Source organism: Verrucomicrobium spinosum DSM 4136 = JCM 18804 (assembly GCF_000172155.1).
Lineage (GTDB): Bacteria > Verrucomicrobiota > Verrucomicrobiia > Verrucomicrobiales > Verrucomicrobiaceae > Verrucomicrobium > Verrucomicrobium spinosum.
This window is the reverse complement of record NZ_ABIZ01000001.1, coordinates 7,059,409-7,074,821: the sequence shown is the minus strand read 5'-3', so window position 1 is coordinate 7,074,821 and position 15,413 is coordinate 7,059,409. Positions and strand designations below refer to the sequence as shown.

At 61.9% G+C, this 15,413-nt stretch carries 13 protein-coding genes; 2 read left to right on the top strand and 11 right to left on the bottom strand.

All coding sequences use genetic code 11. From position 1 onward, the window contains the following. Positions 1 to 222 precede the first annotated feature (222 nt). From VSP_RS28660 to VSP_RS28630, 6 genes are all read right to left on the bottom strand, one after another. Complete coding sequence (locus VSP_RS28660) at positions 223 to 1,329, bottom strand: glycosyltransferase family 2 protein (RefSeq protein WP_009965059.1); 1,107 nt, start codon at positions 1,327 to 1,329, stop codon at positions 223 to 225. Positions 1,330 to 1,343: 14 nt separating this feature from the next. Further along, complete coding sequence (locus VSP_RS28655; protein WP_009965057.1) at positions 1,344 to 1,820, bottom strand: GNAT family N-acetyltransferase; 477 nt, start codon at positions 1,818 to 1,820, stop codon at positions 1,344 to 1,346. Further along, positions 1,817 to 2,938, bottom strand: a complete 1,122-nt coding sequence (locus VSP_RS28650) for a DegT/DnrJ/EryC1/StrS family aminotransferase (RefSeq protein WP_081452780.1) — start codon at positions 2,936 to 2,938, stop codon at positions 1,817 to 1,819. The genes VSP_RS28655 and VSP_RS28650 overlap by 4 nt, the downstream gene beginning before the upstream one ends. Positions 2,939 to 3,197: 259 nt before the next feature. Then, positions 3,198 to 4,265 (bottom strand): tRNA epoxyqueuosine(34) reductase QueG, encoded by a 1,068-nt coding sequence (queG, locus tag VSP_RS28640; protein WP_009965054.1) that lies wholly within the window; start codon positions 4,263 to 4,265, stop codon positions 3,198 to 3,200. A 120-nt stretch (positions 4,266 to 4,385) separates the two neighbouring features. Next, positions 4,386 to 5,801, bottom strand: a complete 1,416-nt coding sequence (locus tag VSP_RS41570; protein WP_009965053.1) for a shikimate kinase — start codon at positions 5,799 to 5,801, stop codon at positions 4,386 to 4,388. A gap of 2 nt (positions 5,802 to 5,803) precedes the next feature. Further along, on the bottom strand, positions 5,804 to 7,156 hold the full coding sequence (locus VSP_RS28630; protein ID WP_198141253.1) for an N-acetylmuramoyl-L-alanine amidase: 1,353 nt from the start codon (positions 7,154 to 7,156) through the stop codon (positions 5,804 to 5,806). 100 nt (positions 7,157 to 7,256) lie between these two features. On the opposite strand from VSP_RS28630, the gene VSP_RS28625 reads away from it, so the two are divergent. Then, on the top strand, positions 7,257 to 8,084 hold the full coding sequence (locus tag VSP_RS28625) for a TIGR00282 family metallophosphoesterase (RefSeq protein ID WP_009965050.1): 828 nt from the start codon (positions 7,257 to 7,259) through the stop codon (positions 8,082 to 8,084). Positions 8,085 to 8,671: 587 nt separating this feature from the next. Here VSP_RS28625 and VSP_RS28620 read toward each other — a convergent pair. From VSP_RS28620 to VSP_RS28610, 3 genes are all read right to left on the bottom strand, one after another. Further along, the gene (locus tag VSP_RS28620; protein ID WP_157211115.1) at positions 8,672 to 8,845 is read right to left on the bottom strand and encodes a hypothetical protein; all 174 of its coding nucleotides are present in this window, start codon (positions 8,843 to 8,845) and stop codon (positions 8,672 to 8,674) included. Positions 8,846 to 9,029: 184 nt separating this feature from the next. Further along, entirely contained in the window at positions 9,030 to 9,470 is a 441-nt protein-coding gene (locus tag VSP_RS28615; protein WP_009965048.1) for a cupin domain-containing protein, read from the bottom strand. A gap of 203 nt (positions 9,471 to 9,673) precedes the next feature. Next, on the bottom strand, positions 9,674 to 10,150 hold the full coding sequence (locus tag VSP_RS28610; RefSeq protein WP_009965047.1) for a carboxymuconolactone decarboxylase family protein: 477 nt from the start codon (positions 10,148 to 10,150) through the stop codon (positions 9,674 to 9,676). 121 nt (positions 10,151 to 10,271) lie between these two features. Here VSP_RS28610 and pdxR point away from each other — a divergent pair, with 121 nt between their 5' ends. After that, positions 10,272 to 11,759 carry a MocR-like pyridoxine biosynthesis transcription factor PdxR gene (gene pdxR, locus VSP_RS28605; RefSeq protein WP_009965046.1) on the top strand — a complete coding sequence of 496 codons (1,488 nt, stop codon included), beginning with the start codon at positions 10,272 to 10,274 and terminating at the stop codon, positions 11,757 to 11,759. 1,085 nt (positions 11,760 to 12,844) lie between these two features. Here the strand turns inward: pdxR and arr are convergent. Continuing rightward, on the bottom strand, positions 12,845 to 13,261 hold the full coding sequence (arr, locus tag VSP_RS28600; RefSeq protein WP_009965045.1) for an NAD(+)--rifampin ADP-ribosyltransferase: 417 nt from the start codon (positions 13,259 to 13,261) through the stop codon (positions 12,845 to 12,847). A 310-nt stretch (positions 13,262 to 13,571) separates the two neighbouring features. Beyond that, positions 13,572 to 14,801: an alpha/beta hydrolase family protein gene (locus VSP_RS28595; RefSeq protein WP_009965044.1), complete on the bottom strand. Its 1,230-nt coding sequence runs from the start codon at positions 14,799 to 14,801 to the stop codon at positions 13,572 to 13,574. Positions 14,802 to 15,413 lie beyond the last annotated feature (612 nt).

Genomic DNA, 15,413 nt, shown 5'->3' with positions numbered 1-15,413 from the left:
CCGTGCTGTAAGGTGCAGGGCCGAGGTGTGCCGACTGCGGAAGATGAGGATCGGCGCTTGGGACGTACGTCCCTGCGGTGACTGGGCCGGTTGAGGCAACCGGACTATGCCTGAAGTGCGCTCGCAGAGTACGGTGGAGGCAAGAGCGACGGAGATGGCGTTACGTCTCTCCGTCACGCCATCCGACATCGGCGGGAGCTTCCCGCGCTACAGCGGACTTGCTCACCCGACCTTAGACAACTCAAGCTTTTTGGCCTGTGGCTCGCTCGCGACTTCAAATTCGAGACCGAATTGTTTGCTCAAGACCTCGGCGAGGAGAGCTGCATCCGATTTGTGCGGATTGTAAGTGACCTTGCCGAGGTGGAAGGCAAAGGGTTCATCCCGGATGAAGAACTGTTCCCAACGCTCGTGAACTTCAGGAGGGAGCATGGCGAACGTTTGCTTGGTCCAGTAGTGGTTGCGCTTGGGGTAGGCGGTGCAGTGCTGGGGAACCAGAGCCTTGAGCAGCTTGAACCAGGCGGGGAACGGGCGCGAGTAGTGCATGGCAGTGTACCCGACTTTGACCTTCTTGTGATACTGCTCGTACACGAGGTGGCCAATGTCTGGGCGCTTGTCCCAAGCCCATTTGAGATTGGTAAGCCGGAACACGTCAACAAGCCCCCGGATGCCTGCTTCTCGCGCGATGGCAATGGCTTTGCCAACGGATGAGCGGTGGCTCTTGGCGGCGTTCAGGATGCGGTCCCGGTACGTGAAGGAATTGATCTTGCCCCGCACAGGTGGAGTGAAATCCAGGCCGAAGTGCAGGTTCTTCTGAAGCCTTGCGCGGTCGATGAACATGCAAATCGCCGTGGGGAAATACATGTAGGTCCGACCAAAGACATTGTACGCATTCAACCGCTCGGGGTGATAGGGGGTGCCCCAGAAGCAGAATTGCTTGCGCCTCATCAGCGCGGGAACCTCACGGATCCATTGGTCCTTTACGATGAAGCAATCGGGATCGAGCAGGAGGATGTGGCTGGTGATGGCGTAGGACAGGGCCATGTTGAGCGCCTTGCCGTGGTGAAAGGATCCGTAGCCGACGTTCGACTTCTCGCGTTTCGTGATGCGAGGGCCGGGAATGACATAGAAGTCCGGGTCGTCTTCCTGAAGGTCTGATGCGTTGTCCGGGGCGGGCGTGTTTTGCACCACCATCCAGTGAACCCGCGTGTCCGGATTGAGCTTCCGGGTCAACGCCAGATTTTGTCGCAGAAGGGAAGCGGAACGAAAGGAGACCGAAATGATCGTGAGATCATCCTCGCCCACGGCATCGAAGTACTGATGGATGTTCATCTGGCAGCGGCAGGTCAGGCGGCGTCGAGACCCAGTTCAAAACGCATAAGTGTGGGAGAGTCGTTCCCGGTAAACTGAAATCCCAACTTCTTGTGCAGATTCAAGGATCTCTCGTTGTCGTTGCGGACCACGGCCACCAGCTTGCGCGGCACCTGCGGCGGCCAGTCCTGACGCCTGAGGAAGTTGAGCAAATCCACGCCGAGCCCCTGACGGCGAAACTCGGGGGACACGCACACGGTGAGAAGGCCCCCCTCCGGCTCGTAAGCCAGGGCGGTGTAGGCACAGGGGAGGCCCTCCGGAGTTCTGGCCAGCCAGACGAAGTAGTGCTTTGGGGCCTGCCGGGAGTATTTCCTCTTCCACCAGCGCGCCTGAGTGAGGGGGCTGATGTGGCCGGTGAAGTTGGTCAACCACTCCCGGCAGTCATTGCGGATCCGCGCTACCGCCAGGGCGTCAGCCAGGGACGCCATTTCCTCAATACGGACGTCGTTCATCGGGATTTAGGAAAGAACTCGTCCACCGTGCTGATGATGTGCTGGACCTGATCCTCCTTGAGCCACCACCCCACGGGGAGGTTGACCTGGCGGGTGGAGAAGGCATCGACGCCGGGGAGCTCCGTCTGGAAATCGCGGAATACAGTGTGGCGGTCGTTCCTGGCATGAACCTGGGAGACGGTGATGCCGCGCTCCGCCATGAACTTCATGAACTCCTCGCGATTGTCCACCAGCATGGTGAAGAGCCAGAAGGCAGATTTGCGGTCGTCCTTGTAGTCCAGCAACTCCAGTCCTCTCTCTTCGCGCCCGGCGAAAGCCGCCCGGTACGTTTCGCCGTTCTTCTGGTGGGCACCCACGATGCGGGCTGCGTGGTCGAGCTGGGCAACACCGATGCTCGCGGCCACGTCGTTCATGTGGAATTTGTAGCCGAATTCAAGGACATCCTCTTCGCAGCGGAAGTCCTTCCGGGGGACGTCGCGGTCGATTCCGTACCACCTCAAAAGCTTGCCCCGTTTGTAGTCCTCTTCCGACCGGCAGATGAGGGCTCCACCATCCACGGTCGTGACGTGTTTGATCGCCTGGAAGGAGAAAGTGGTAAAGTCAGGGAGTGCCGCCATCTTCTGGTTCTTGTAAGTGGCGCCAAAGGCGTGGGCAGCGTCTTCGATGAGGGCGATCTTGTGCTGATCCGCGATGGCGCGCAGTTCGGTAAAGTCGCAGGGATAGCCGCCCCAGTCCACGCAAACGATCGCCTTGGTTTTCGGCGTGATCTTTTCCGCCACACTCTTCGGGCAGAGGTTGCCAGTCTTGGGATTGATGTCCGCCCACACGATCCGCGCACCATTGGCAAGGATGGGAACGTTCGTTGCCATGCAGGTCATGGCGGTCGAGATCACTTCATCACCGTGCTCAACCCCCGCCAGGCGGAGCGCGAGGTGGAGGGCGGAAGTGCCCGAATTGAGCGTGAGAACGTGTGGCGACGTCACCCAATCTTTCAATTTCGATTCAAACGCTTCCACTTGGGGCCCCTGGCCAATGAAGCCGCAGCCGAGCACTTCGACGCTGCGCGCAATTGCCTCTGGAGACATGAAGACACTGAACAACGGGATTGATGGAGCCATAAAAAGGCATTGATGCTACTACTTTTGCGGGAGAATTACAAGATGTGTCAGATGTAAATTACTCATTTCGAGTATTCAGGCATCCGCAGCCATCTCATTGACGGTGCCCAAGAGTGCAATGCATTGCGTGCAAAAGGCAAAATCTGGGGGCCGCACGGTCGCAAAGGTGGGTTGATCGGTAGCAAAGGCGATTTCAGGTCCAAGCACTGGTCTCGACAACCGTCTGGCGGTCCGATGCTTGCAGGAGGCAACTAATGGCTCAGAGACTCGCCATTGCTGTTGGAGGGCTCATGCCATCCTTCATTCTCAACCGGATCTCCTCCAGCGCCCACTGCGCGTGCTCGGAAATCAGCGGGTGCTCGTCATGGGCGGCGCACTCCAGCGAGGGGAGGTCTTCGGCGGTGCCGATGTTTCCTAAAACCACGCAGACGTTGCGGAGGAAGGCGGGGCGCTTGATGCGCTTGATGGGAGACTTGGCGAAGAGGGCGCGGAAGGCGTCGTCATCAAGGGTCAGCATGTCGCGGAGGTGCATGCCGAACACGGACTCGCGGGCCTGGAACCAGGCTTCGTGGGAGGTCTGGGCAAAGCGGTTCCACGGGCAGGCGGTGAGGCACTCATCGCAACCGTAGAGGCGGTCACCGATGGCGCGGCGGAACTCGAGCGGGATGGGGCTCTTGCTCTCGATCGTGAGGTAGGAGATGCACCGACGGGCGTCCATGCGGCGCGGGGCGGTGATGGCCTGGGTGGGGCAGGCGGTGATGCAGCGGGTGCACTTGCCACAGAGATCGTGAGCGGGAGAATCTGGCTCCAGCTCCAGGGTGGTGAGGATCTCCGCCAGGAAGAACCAGGTGCCGAGGGAGCGGTGGATCTGCATGGTGCTCTTCCCGCCCCAGCCGAGTCCTGACTCACTGGCAAAGTCGCGTTCCAATACCGGCCCAGTGTCCACGTAGAAGCGCTGGGTGCCGCCGCGGCTTTCCAGGAAGCTGTTCACGGCCTTGAGCATCTTGTCGATGAGGTCGTGATAGTCGTTGTTCCACGCGTAGCGCGCAATGCGGCCTTCCAACTGGCCGGGCTGGGGGCCGGGGCCTTGGAAGTAGTTCAGCGCAAAGACGACGATGGACTTTGCCCCCGGTAGTACCAGGCGGGGGTCCATGCGCCGCTCCACATTGCGGGCCATCCAGGCCATGTCGCCATATTTGCCATCGGCCACCCACTGCTCATACAGCTCCCGATGCGCTGCCGGCAGGGCGAGGGCGACCCGGCAGTCCGAGAACCCGAGCTCGCGAGACAGCTCCTGAAGTTCTGACTTGAGAACGGCAGGGGGCATGGGGGGGAGAGTTAAGGGTTAGAAGTTAGAAGTTAGAAGTTATGAGGCGGGGCATTCTGAGGCTGAAGGGAGGTTCGGCCAGATCCCTCATAACGTCTAACCCTTAACTCCTAACCCCTACTATCTAAAATACACGCGCACACTTTCGGCCAGGCCATAGGCCACGTCTTGGGCAGTCAGGTCGTCGGTGCCGATCTGAAGATCGCAGGCCTTCTGGTACATGGGACGGCGGGTCTCATACAGATGGCGCAGGGTGGCGGCAGGGTCGTGATTGCGCAGCAGGGGGCGGTCGTTGCTGTGGACGGTGCGCTGGTACAGCGTGTTGGGATCCGCATTCAGCCAGACGACGTAGCCCAGTTGCTTGAGGATGGGCAGATTGGCCGGCTGGGTGACGATGCCGCCGCCGGTGGCGATGACGAGACCTTCTTTGCCCAGGAGGGACTTGAGTGCCTCCGTCTCGCGGTAACGGAACCCGGCCTCGCCTTCCGCCGCGAAGATGTCCGGGATGGTCTTGCGGGCCTTTTCGATGATGATCTGGTCCGTGTCCACAAACCCAAACCCGAGACTGTGGGCGGCCATGCGGCCCACGGTTGATTTCCCTGAACCCATGAGGCCCACGATGATGATGTTGCGCCCGCGGCGGGTACTGGTGACGGGCAGGCCCAGCTCGGTGAGGATGGATGGCACCAGGGCGGCGTCGTGGTCCAGTGCGTCGAAATAACTGGGATAGGTGAGCGTGAATCCGGTGGCGTGAAGGGCGGCGTTGGCGACACGCTTGTTGGTCCAGGCGCGTTTCCGCTCGTTGTTGGGCGGGGCCACGGGTGGGAGAGAGCGGGCGAAACGGGCGGCCAGGTGCTTGAAACACTCTCGCTGGGTCATGGGGGCATCGTCCACCACGTTGAACACGCCGCGGTGTCCGCCCAGCACCAGGTGCATGATGGCCCGGGCCACATCATCGCGATGGATCTGGTTGAGCACGCGCCCCTGGCCTTCGGCACCTTCAATGGAGGCTTTGCCTTCGAGGAAATTCTTGAGCACAAACGAGCGGTTGGGCCCGTAGATGCCTGCCAGACGGGTGACGGTGCCGCCGTGGGAGAGGACGAGTTCCTCGGTCTGGCGGAGGATGCGGCCGGTCTCGCGCTCTGGCTCGGCAGGGCTGGTCTCGTCCACCAGAGAGCCGTCCACCTGGGGGTAAACGCTGGTGCTGCTGGTGAAAAGGAGATGGGCCTGGGGGAAGAGGGCGGTGAGATGGGTGCAGCCCTCCAGGTACACCTTGCGGTACATCTCGGCACCACCCCGGTTCGAGGAAGCGCAATGGATGACCGCATCCGGCGGGCCGGACAGGGTGGCCGCCACGCTGGCGAGGCTGGCTTCCTCGCTGACGTCCGCAGCGAGCACCGGGTACGGCTTGGAGGCAGTGAGCCTCTCCGCCGATTCGGGCGAGTGGGTGAGCCCGGTGACCTCGTGTCCTGCTTCATGCAGGAGGTCTGCCAGCTTCTCACCCGAGTAACCACATCCTACGACGAGGCAGCGCATGATCAGGCGCCTCCTTTCCGTGCTTGGGTGAAGTATTCCACCAGGCCCCGCTCCACCCCGCGGACATAGTCCTCCATCGGGCTGGTGACCAGCTTGCCATCCAGGAGCGTGCGCCCCAGATAGTGTCCCAGCAGGAGACGGCGGTAGGTTTCCCCGTGATTCATGACGTAGGGCTCAAAGTAGAGGACCGGGCATTCATACATCCTGTTTGCCAGCAGGTTCCGTGCATACACGAAGGGGCTTCCTGACACCCGGCGGGCATTTGCGGTGGTGTAGAGGTAGGGTGGCAGTCCGGTGGCAGCGGCCATGGCGGCGGCGACTGGCGCTGCCATGGCCATTTCCTGCTCCTCCGTGCGGGAGAAAAGCCGGCGCAGCATCTCAAAGCGCACGTCCTCGTACTGCAATTCATCCGGGCTGTAGCAGCCGTTGATGAGCAGGTGGAAGTGGTTGGCATTCACGAAAGAGGGTTGCTTGGGATCGCCCCAGGGCTCGGCATTCAGGTGCAGGCAGAGCACCAGGTCGGGCCGCAGTTCCTCGTTCACCCGGCGGGCGCGGGCGTGGATCTCACTCACGCGGTAGAAGAGCTTTTCCGCCTGCCACTGCACACTGAGGATGCGGGCCTCGTCGCGGGGGGCGGTGTAGGTGTCCTTGGGGCTGGCGATGCCAGCCTCATGCAGGACTTTGAGAGCCTCATCCCGGAGGCTGTCCGGGGTGTCCTTGGTGAGGGGGGTCTCCGACTCGCGTACCATGCTGACGCGGGCACCGAGGGCCTCCAGACGCGGCTTAAGGAGCTGGGCCACCTGGAGGACGATGCGGCCCTCCATGATTTCCTCACCCGGATTCATGCTCAGCCAGCGCTCCTCCAGGCGGGCATAGCCGCCACCGATGTGGCCGGGGTCCAGAGCGATGTGCACTCCCTTCAACGGGGGCTGACCGGGCTCAAGTGGACGCAGGTCCTTGGCGGCGCGCCAGTAGTGGGTGACCTGCTTGGCCTCGACCGTGGCGGGACGAAAAGCAATGCGCACCGGCAGCTTGCCGGGCGTGGTGTCCACGATGACGCCTTGGTCGTCCAGCTTCCACGGAGGCGGGAAGTTGGAGCCATTGCCATAGACATGGGAGATGGCTTTCTCGAATTGGGCGCGGGTAAGCACGCCATCGTAGGCCTTTAGCTCGTCCCATTTCGGCGGAGTTGCCAGCGGGCTGAGCTTCGGTTTGGCCAGGATTGGCGGGGCCGGGGTGAGCGGGGCGGAAGGGGAGTCTGCCGCCAAGGGGCCCGCTGCCGGGGCCTCTGCGGGCGTGGGAGCCGCAGTGGGGGCTGGGGAATCCTGCCCCATCACGCCACAGTTGAGGCCCATCAGGAGGGCAACTCCGGTCATCCATGGTCTGCAGGGTCCGTCCAACATGCTGGCAGCCTAGACTTGATTCATGGACAATTCATCCTCAAATACGTACTGCATGACAGACGCCCCTTCTGACCAGACGATTCGCATCCTTTTTTTAGGTGACGTGATGGGTGATCCAGGGCGGAAGGCCGTGGGTGAAATGCTGCCGCGGCTGAAGGAGGAGTTGCAGATCGATTTTGCGATTGTGAACGGCGAGAACAGCGCTGGCGGTCGTGGCATCACTCCGAAGATCGCCATCGGGCTCATGCGTGCCGGGGCGGCCGTCATCACCACCGGCGACCATGTGTGGGACCAGAAGGAGATCGTGCCTTATTTTTCAGAAGAGCCGCGCCTCCTCCGGCCGGTGAACTACCCCGCGGGCACGCCTGGGGAGGGATCGCTGGTGCTGGAGACGAAGAAGGGCAAGGTGGGCGTGATCAACGTGCAGGGGCGCACGTTTATGAAAATGCTGCTGGAGAACCCCTTCACCGTCATGGACGAGGTGGTGGCAGAGATGCGCAAGGAGACGCCGGTCATCTTTGTGGACATGCACTCCGAGACCACGAGCGAGAAAGTGGCGCTGGGCTGGTATCTGGATGGCAGGGTCTCCGCGGTGGTGGGCACCCATACGCATGTGCAGACGGCGGATGAGCGGGTGCTGCCCAATGGCACTGCATTTCTCTGCGATGCGGGCATGTGTGGCCCTGTGGACTCGTGCATCGGCATGGAAGTGCAGACCGCGATTGAGCGGTTCACGAAGCTGCTGCCCAGCAAGGGTCATGTGGCTCGCGGTCAGGTGAAACTGTGTGGCGCGGTGGTGGATGTGGATGCGACGACGGGCAAGGCGCTGAGGATCGAGCGCCTGCAGCGGGTGTGGCACGGCAGCACGGAGGGGGCGTAGGGAGAGCGGGAAGTTGAGATGTGCCGCAAGCGGCACGTTGAGACGCGTTGCTGGTTGAGACGGCTGCGCCTGGTTGAGGCGCTTCGCTGGAGAGAGGAGGACGTGTGGGGGGCGCAGCATGCGTGCTGTTCCGACGCGAAGTTTCCGGGAACGGCAGTCCCACAGCCCACGGATTTCGCAGGCCGCTTGTAGGTGTAAGCCCTGTCGGCATCCTCCACCTGATCCCGCTTGCGGGATTTTGGGAGTGCGGCAAGCATTGCCGCTTTGGGGAGTCCTGTGTCGGGCTGACTAAGATGTGGCGGGAGCGGAGGAATGGGCTCCGCTGCTGCTGGTAGGGGGATCGAACCTCACAAGCCGTCCCGAAAGCGGTGATGCTCACCGCAGTCCCAAAGCGGCTGCGCCGCCAGGTGTTGGGCGTGGTGGATTTGAGTGGATCCCGGGGGCTTGAGGTGCCGGAGGGACGTTTGACTGAAAGGTTCGAGGAAGCGTCTCTGAGGCCACCAATCCACCGTTTACCTCTATCCTTATCTCAGCCCTCTGTGTTCTCTGTGCCTCTGTGGTTGGATTCACAGCGCCGCTTCTGTGGGTTACCGAATCCACCCACTGGCCTCCGCCGGCGTCTTGCCTGCCGCCAGCGGGGTGCTCAAGGGGGTGTTCCCGCCATAAACCAGGTTCGGACGAACTGCCGCCACGAGGAGGCCCAAGGCCACACTGGCGGACAGGAGGATCCTGACGATGCGAGCGGTGGAATCGGGGTTCATGGAGAGGGAGGGATTGAGGGTTTTCTGATTGGCAGAAGCAAGGGGGTTCACTCCAGCCTTTCAATGACTGCATGTCCGGTGATCTGCCTTTGTGACGGGTCGGCCGCCGCTTTTATTCCGACTTTTGTTCACCGGGGTTGAATATGTCATAACACATGCCGGGGTGAGGCTTGAACGGGCGGGGTCAGTGTTTGTCCACCGGCCCGGTCGGGGCTTCACCCTTGGGGCCGATCACGAAGGCGAGCAGCTTGGCGGGCTCGGTGGTGCTGGCGTTGCGGGAGACCAGATGCACGCCACCCGGGGGCTCGTAGTAGGTCTCACCTTTGGTGAGCTTGGTGAGCGGTCCGTCGGTGATCTGCATCTCCACGGCACCCTCCAGCACATACACGAAGACGGGGCCGGAGTGGCGGTGGGCCGGGGAGCTGGCTCCTCCGGCGTACTCCACCAGCACCATGTTGACATCGCTTTCAGGATGTCCGGCGAGGGCGCGGGTGAGGAGGGAAGTCACCTTGGAGCCGGTCTGGGCGGCATCCTGGTGCGTGGCGGCAGAGGCTGTTGCTGCGAAGGCGGGCACGCCGGAAGCAGCGGTGAGCAGGGTCATGAGTTGGCGGCGGGAAAGGGGCATGCAATTAGAAATTATGAATTATGAATTATGAATTATGAATTATGAATTATGAATGTGGAATGTGGAATGTGGAATGTGGAATGTGGAATGTGGAATGTGGAATGTGGAATGTGGAATGTGGAATGTGGAATGTGGAATGTGGAATGTGGAATGTGGAATGTGGAATGTGGAATGTGGAATGTGGAATGTTGGGTTCGAGGGTATTATTTAAGTTCTTCGGGCATTTTTCGGAAGCTGATGGCGAATCGGTTCCAGCCGTTGATGGCGACGACGGCGAGGTTGAGGTTGGTCAGCTCGGTTTCCGAGAACTCGGTGCGGGCGTGGGCATACACGTCATCGGGCACATGCGTTTGGGAAATGAGGGTCACGGCCTCGGTCCAGGCCAGGGCGGCGCGTTCTCGGCTGGTGTAGAGGTGGGGCACCTCATGCCACACGGGCAGGAGATTCAGGCGGCGGGCGGTTTCTCCGCGGGCGAGCGCCTCGCGATTGTGGAGGTCGATGCAGTAGGCGCAACCATTGATCAGGGAGACGCGCAGGTGGATCAGATCCAGGAGTTTGGGCTCGATGCCGAGTTTCTGGACGGCGACAGACAGGGCGAACATGGCCTTCACAGCGTCGGGGCTGGCCAGGTGATATGCCATGCGGGGCTTGCCTTCCGGGGTGTCGGAGATCTCACTCATAAGGATGTTGGTTTGATTTTGGTGTTTCGAACGGGAGAAAGATTCGCTTGCGAATGGACTTGTCGGAAGGTCCATTTACCCGATTTCAACTGGACCACTTTTTCCCGGAGACACCCACGCCATGGCCAGAAAAGCATCCCTGCAGGAACTGGCATTGCGCCCGGCCCCGGAGGGGACGCCCCTATTCCGATGGATCTACGAGGAGCTTCGTCTCGCGATCGCTGAGGGCCGGCTCAAGCCGGGCATGCGGCTGCCTTCCACCCGGGATCTGGCGACGCAGTACGGCGTGGCGCGTGGCACGGTGCTGGTCACCTTTGAGCAGCTCAAGGCCGAGGGCTATGTGGAGAGTGAGGTGGGATCGGGCACACGGGTGGCGGGCAATCTGCCAGAGCGTTTCTTTGCCCCGGCTCCCTCGTTGCAGGCGACACCGGCGAGTGTGACGCCTTCACGGGCCAGACTTTCTGCATGGTCCCAGACACTGCGCCCCCTGTTTCCTCTTCGCGGGGTGGCTCCTACGGGGGTGGCGTTTGAGCCCAACCAGCCGGCGCTGGATCTCTTTCCCACCACCTTGTGGAGCCGGCTGGCAGGGCGTCGGCTGCGACGGGCCTCCGGCCTGCAACTGGGCGTGGCGGAGGCCCACGGGTACCGGCCGCTCCGGGAGGCGGTGGCAGCCTATTTGGGATCTGCCCGGGCGGTGCACTGCACGGCGGATCAGGTGGTGATTGTTTCCGGAACCCAGCAGACGCTCGATCTTACGGCGCGGCTGGTGCTGGACCCTGGCGACAAGGTATGGATGGAGGACCCGGGGTACATCGGGGCGGTGGGTGCCTTTCGGTCCGTGGGGGCGCGGCTGGTGGCCATCCCCGTCGATGAGGATGGACTGGACGTGGCCCAAGGGCGGAAGCTGGCCGCCGATGCCAAGCTGGCCTATGTGACGCCGGCGCATGAGTTTCCTCTGGGCACGAGTCTGAGCCTGGAACGTCGCCTGGCCCTGCTGCAGTGGGCGCAGGAGGCGGGGGCATGGATCTTTGAGGACGACTATGATAGCGAGTACCGCTATCAGGGGCGGCCGCTGCCCTCCATGCAGGGGCTGGACGGCAGCGGGTGCGTGATCTTCGCGGGGAGTTTCAACAAGATGTTGTTTCCTAACCTGCGACTGGGCTATGTGGTGCTGCCGCCGCGGCTGGTGGAGCCGTTTGCCGTGGCTCGCTCGCTGAGTGATCGTTTCCCGCCATTGCTGGATCAGGCCGTGTTGTGTGATTTCATCACGGAGGGCCACTTCGGCCAGCACATCCGCCGGATGCGGGAGGCGTATGCGGAAAGGTTGGGCACGCTGATGGAAATGGCGGCGACAGGGCCTCTGGCGGGTCTGATCGAGATCGCCCCGATTCATGCCGGCATGCAGACGGCGGGGCATTTGCCGCCCGAGATGAATGACCATGCGGTCGCAGAGGCGGCGGCACGGCAGGGGGTGCGGTGCATGACGCTCTCCATGTTCCAGATCCGGCGCAAGAATGTGAACGGGCTGCTGCTGGGCTTCGGTGGCTACCGGCCGGATTTGATCCGGGAGGGTGCGAGGAAACTGGCGAGGGTGCTGGAAGGGCGGTAGCCGGCAAGCCAGTAGGCAGTGCGTCAGTGCGTCAGTGCGTCAAGATGTTGGGGGTGTGGTGGTGGGGAGGGAACGATATTGGGTTCAGGTGCATTCGGAGCCCGGAGGCATCCCAGAGGCATCCCAGAGGCATCCCGGCCATCGGCCGGTGGATGAAGGAGCGAAGCGACTGACACCTCCGGGAGAGGAGTTCAACGGCGCAGTGCTACAAGATCCCTTTCAGCGTCGATGGCCGATTGAAATCGGAGCAGTGATCTTGGGAAGTAGTGTCCTTTCCGCCTCCTGCTCGTGACGCCCAGGGTCTGTCGAAACTTGGTGACGTAGGCGAGAGAGCAAAGCTTGCAGACGCTTCAGGTAGTGCCTGCCAAGGAACCTGGGGTGGTGAAGCATAGACTGACAGGCTTCAGATGGCCCGTGCCTGGGAAGCTCGGGGAGCGCACGCATCCTGCGTGCTGTTTGCGGCATCTTGCCGCGAATGTCAGTCAGCGCATGACATCAGGTCCGACTGACGTGGGGGTGTTGATGGCGGTGGGGAGAAAGCAGATGCGGTCGGCCTTCCCACCTGATCATCCTCTGCGGAGGTACCCAGGGTTGACTCGCTTGAGGCTCGTCCAACCACTGGGCTGTGTTAGAGATCCCCGCTGGGGATCAGCTTTGATCTGGGGCGGCCGCCTCAAGGTGGTTCCTTGGCATCCACCCCAAATGCGCGCCATTTGGTCTGTTCTCCTCACGGCGACAACTACAGGGGCGCTGGGTGGTTGGTGATCAAATGCCAGTGGGTGGGAGTTGTGGCGAGAGCCATCGGGGTGTGCGGATACAGAAGGTGTTTGAGGACTCCTTCTGCCGTGCGACCGCCAAAGTCGGTCGTAGTTGTCGACGTGAGGAGGCACTAACTTCCCTGTATGCGATGTCTCCCGGGGGAGTGCTGCCAAGTGCCCAAGGGGTACTTCAGGGCCGCGAGGCGCGGGAGAATCAAGCACTCGAGACATCTGCTTCCCGATGAGGGATCAACTTCGGACTGAGGCTGGCGATGGGTTCAGGTGCTAACATGAATCATCTGGCCATGGGGTGACTTGGATTGCCAGTTACTCCTCAATCGCTTCAATCCCGGCCAGCTTGAGCTTCTCAAGATGGTCCTTCATCTTCTGCAAGACTTCGGGAGGATGGCCCTGCCAGTCTGTGATTTCGCCGGTGACGCGTAGAGGTTCACGAGTGCGATAGGACTTGGTGGGATTGCCGGGAAATTTTTTGTCGGTCAGGTTTGGGTCATCTTCAAAAGGGCCGGTGGGTTCCACGATGTAGATCCTGCCGGGTCCTTCGCCCACGGCCAGTTCAGCTCCCCAGGTGGCGGCGTCCAGGGTGGCGGTGAAATAGACGAAGCTCGCCTTTCTCCTGCTGCCGTAGTTGGAGTTGAAGCCGGGCGCGATGAGGTCGCCAGGTCGCAAGTCGGCGCGAGTGCCGTGGTAGTACGTCGGGGTGTTTGAGTCTTCTGGGAGGGGCATTTTGGTTTTTTTTTGGGGGGGCAGAACAGACAGTTCAGGGCAAATCAGACCATGATGAAAAGCGGAGCATGGCTCGCGCGACGGGATGATTCAGCTCGCATCTCGCAGGTCGCTGCGACTTAGCATCACGTCAGTGGTCGCGAAATGAGCCATTCGAGGGGCTGCGCAATCTGAGAGTTCGAAGCCAACTTCAGCGCCGCAGACACAGACCAAGCCGCACCGCGAAGGGGTGTCGGCGCAAATAGTAAGGCTCAGCCAGGCGCGGGGCGAGCCAAAATTGCCTGCCGCGCGCAGGTTTGGCTGTTGGGGGCTACTTAAACGCCACCGGAGAAGACACCATGGCGTCGCGTTCATCGGTGACGGTGAAGAACCACATGTCTGATCCGGGCTCAGCGGCAGGGGCGGTCACGACGTTGTTTTCGACGGTGGCGGGGATGGATTTCCATTCGCGTTTGTTCACGGCTTCGCCAGGCAGGGCGTAGTTGAAGGCCGCGGATTTCACCGGGAGCGAGTGGGTGATTTTTGCCGTCACCTTGCCATCGGCGAGGACGGGCGCGGTGCAGGTGGCGAGTGCCTTGCCGTCCCCCAGACCGAGCTGCTGGTCCACCCAGAGGCCGATCTCCTTGGGTTCCCAGCCCACGCCGTGGCCGTGCGGCATCTTGATCTGGATGCGGATGTTCTTGGCGGTCTTGGACACGGCATCGTAGCTCTTCATGTAGCTGTCGAGCGGGTAGGCGAAGTCGTTGGTACCGTTCATGAAGAAGATGGGCACGGTGCAGCGGGGGAGGTGGCTGGAGGGGTCATAGCGCTCCACCCATTTCTTGGTGAGGTCCGGACCGAGTTTGGTGAACTCACCGAGCCAGCAGCTGTTTTGTTCTAGGAAACCACATCCATAGACCGGGACGGCCGCTTTGAAACGGGAGTCCACGGAGGCGACGATGCAGGTGGTGTAACCGCCCCAGCTGATGCCGGTGACGGCGGTGCGGTCCTTGTCCACCTCCGGGAAGCTCAGGAGGAGGGAGTGGGCCAGGATGCCGTTGGCCACGGCATGGAGTGGCCAGTCATCGGTGATGTCCTCGGTGCGGATGGTGTCGAACTTGGCGGGATGGCCCTGGTCGGGTCCGCCATCGGGAATGCGGGTGCGTTTATTGGGATCGGCCTCCTCCGGGCGCATGCCGCTGAGGTCCATGGCGATGGCCGCGTAGCCACGCTTGGCCCAGAGTTCCGCCCAGACCTTGAAGGCGGTGCCGCCGCCGCCGTGGATGAGGACGACGCCGGGATATTTTTTGGTGGCGTCAGTGGCGGGGGAAAGGGTGGCGGGAGAGGCGTAGTAGGCGAAGACCTGGGACGGTTTGCCCTGGAAGGGGAGCCCCGTGTAGGTGAGGGCGCGCATGGGGCCGTCTTTGACGAGCCACTCGTGAGCGGGGGCCTTGGAGAGTTGGGAGAGGTCCCAGGGGGATTCGGCGGCGTTGGCTCGCGGGGGAGTGGTGGCGAGGGTGACGATGCCGAGCAGCAGAGGTAGGAGGAGCCGGGTGCGCATGGGTGTAACCCAAACCAGAACGGGGTGGTGTGCAAGGGGGAAGGAGGGGGGAGATGGAAGACTGGAAGACGAAAGACAGAAGACCTGAGGGGGAGAGCGGGGAGTGCGCCGGCAAGGTGGAAGAGCCGTCCCGGCTCTTGGGGCGCTGGGTGGTGGGGGACAAGAACCGAGACGGTTCTTCTGTAGTTGGGGGGGCAAGGGGTTCGGGTTGTCAGCGGGTGGCGCTCCTGAATGATGCCGGGCTTTCAGCCCTCAATGATTTTGTTATTGCATGCAACCTGGGGCGTTGCCCCAGGCTGGTATGAAGCCGGACCGTTGGTCCTCAAGGCACCGGCAGAGTGCGGAAGAGCCGTCCCGGCTCTTGGGGCGCTGGGTGGTGGGGGACAAGAACCGGGAAGGTTCTTCTGCGGTGAGAGGGTGCAGAGCAAGGGCGCAGGATGCGTGGACGATGGCCGCCATGGGCCTACCGCTCCGCGGTAGAATGCGTTGTTGCGGATATCCATGGGTAGTCCTCGCTACGCTCGGCCGACCCATGGCTACGCATGGTGAACCCTCCGGGTTCGAGGAGTGATGTTGGTCGGAAATGGGGCGGGCGCTATGGAGGCCGGGTGG

What these genes read in the sequence shown, in the direction of transcription:
- arr (WP_009965045.1), bottom strand. Translation starts at nt 13,261, where the DNA reads ATGCCCCTCCCAGAAGACTCAAACACCCCGACGTACTACCACGGCACT.
- VSP_RS28625 (WP_009965050.1), top strand. Translation starts at nt 7,257, where the DNA reads ATGACAGACGCCCCTTCTGACCAGACGATTCGCATCCTTTTTTTAGGT.
- VSP_RS28655 (WP_009965057.1), bottom strand. Translation starts at nt 1,820, where the DNA reads ATGAACGACGTCCGTATTGAGGAAATGGCGTCCCTGGCTGACGCCCTG.
- VSP_RS28610 (WP_009965047.1), bottom strand. Translation starts at nt 10,150, where the DNA reads ATGAGTGAGATCTCCGACACCCCGGAAGGCAAGCCCCGCATGGCATAT.
- VSP_RS28595 (WP_009965044.1), bottom strand. Translation starts at nt 14,801, where the DNA reads ATGCGCACCCGGCTCCTCCTACCTCTGCTGCTCGGCATCGTCACCCTC.
- VSP_RS28660 (WP_009965059.1), bottom strand. Translation starts at nt 1,329, where the DNA reads ATGAACATCCATCAGTACTTCGATGCCGTGGGCGAGGATGATCTCACG.
- VSP_RS28615 (WP_009965048.1), bottom strand. Translation starts at nt 9,470, where the DNA reads ATGCCCCTTTCCCGCCGCCAACTCATGACCCTGCTCACCGCTGCTTCC.
- queG (WP_009965054.1), bottom strand. Translation starts at nt 4,265, where the DNA reads ATGCCCCCTGCCGTTCTCAAGTCAGAACTTCAGGAGCTGTCTCGCGAG.
- VSP_RS28620 (WP_157211115.1), bottom strand. Translation starts at nt 8,845, where the DNA reads ATGAACCCCGATTCCACCGCTCGCATCGTCAGGATCCTCCTGTCCGCC.
- VSP_RS28650 (WP_081452780.1), bottom strand. Translation starts at nt 2,938, where the DNA reads ATGGCTCCATCAATCCCGTTGTTCAGTGTCTTCATGTCTCCAGAGGCA.
- VSP_RS41570 (WP_009965053.1), bottom strand. Translation starts at nt 5,801, where the DNA reads ATGCGCTGCCTCGTCGTAGGATGTGGTTACTCGGGTGAGAAGCTGGCA.
- pdxR (WP_009965046.1), top strand. Translation starts at nt 10,272, where the DNA reads ATGGCCAGAAAAGCATCCCTGCAGGAACTGGCATTGCGCCCGGCCCCG.
- VSP_RS28630 (WP_198141253.1), bottom strand. Translation starts at nt 7,156, where the DNA reads ATGGGCCTCAACTGTGGCGTGATGGGGCAGGATTCCCCAGCCCCCACT.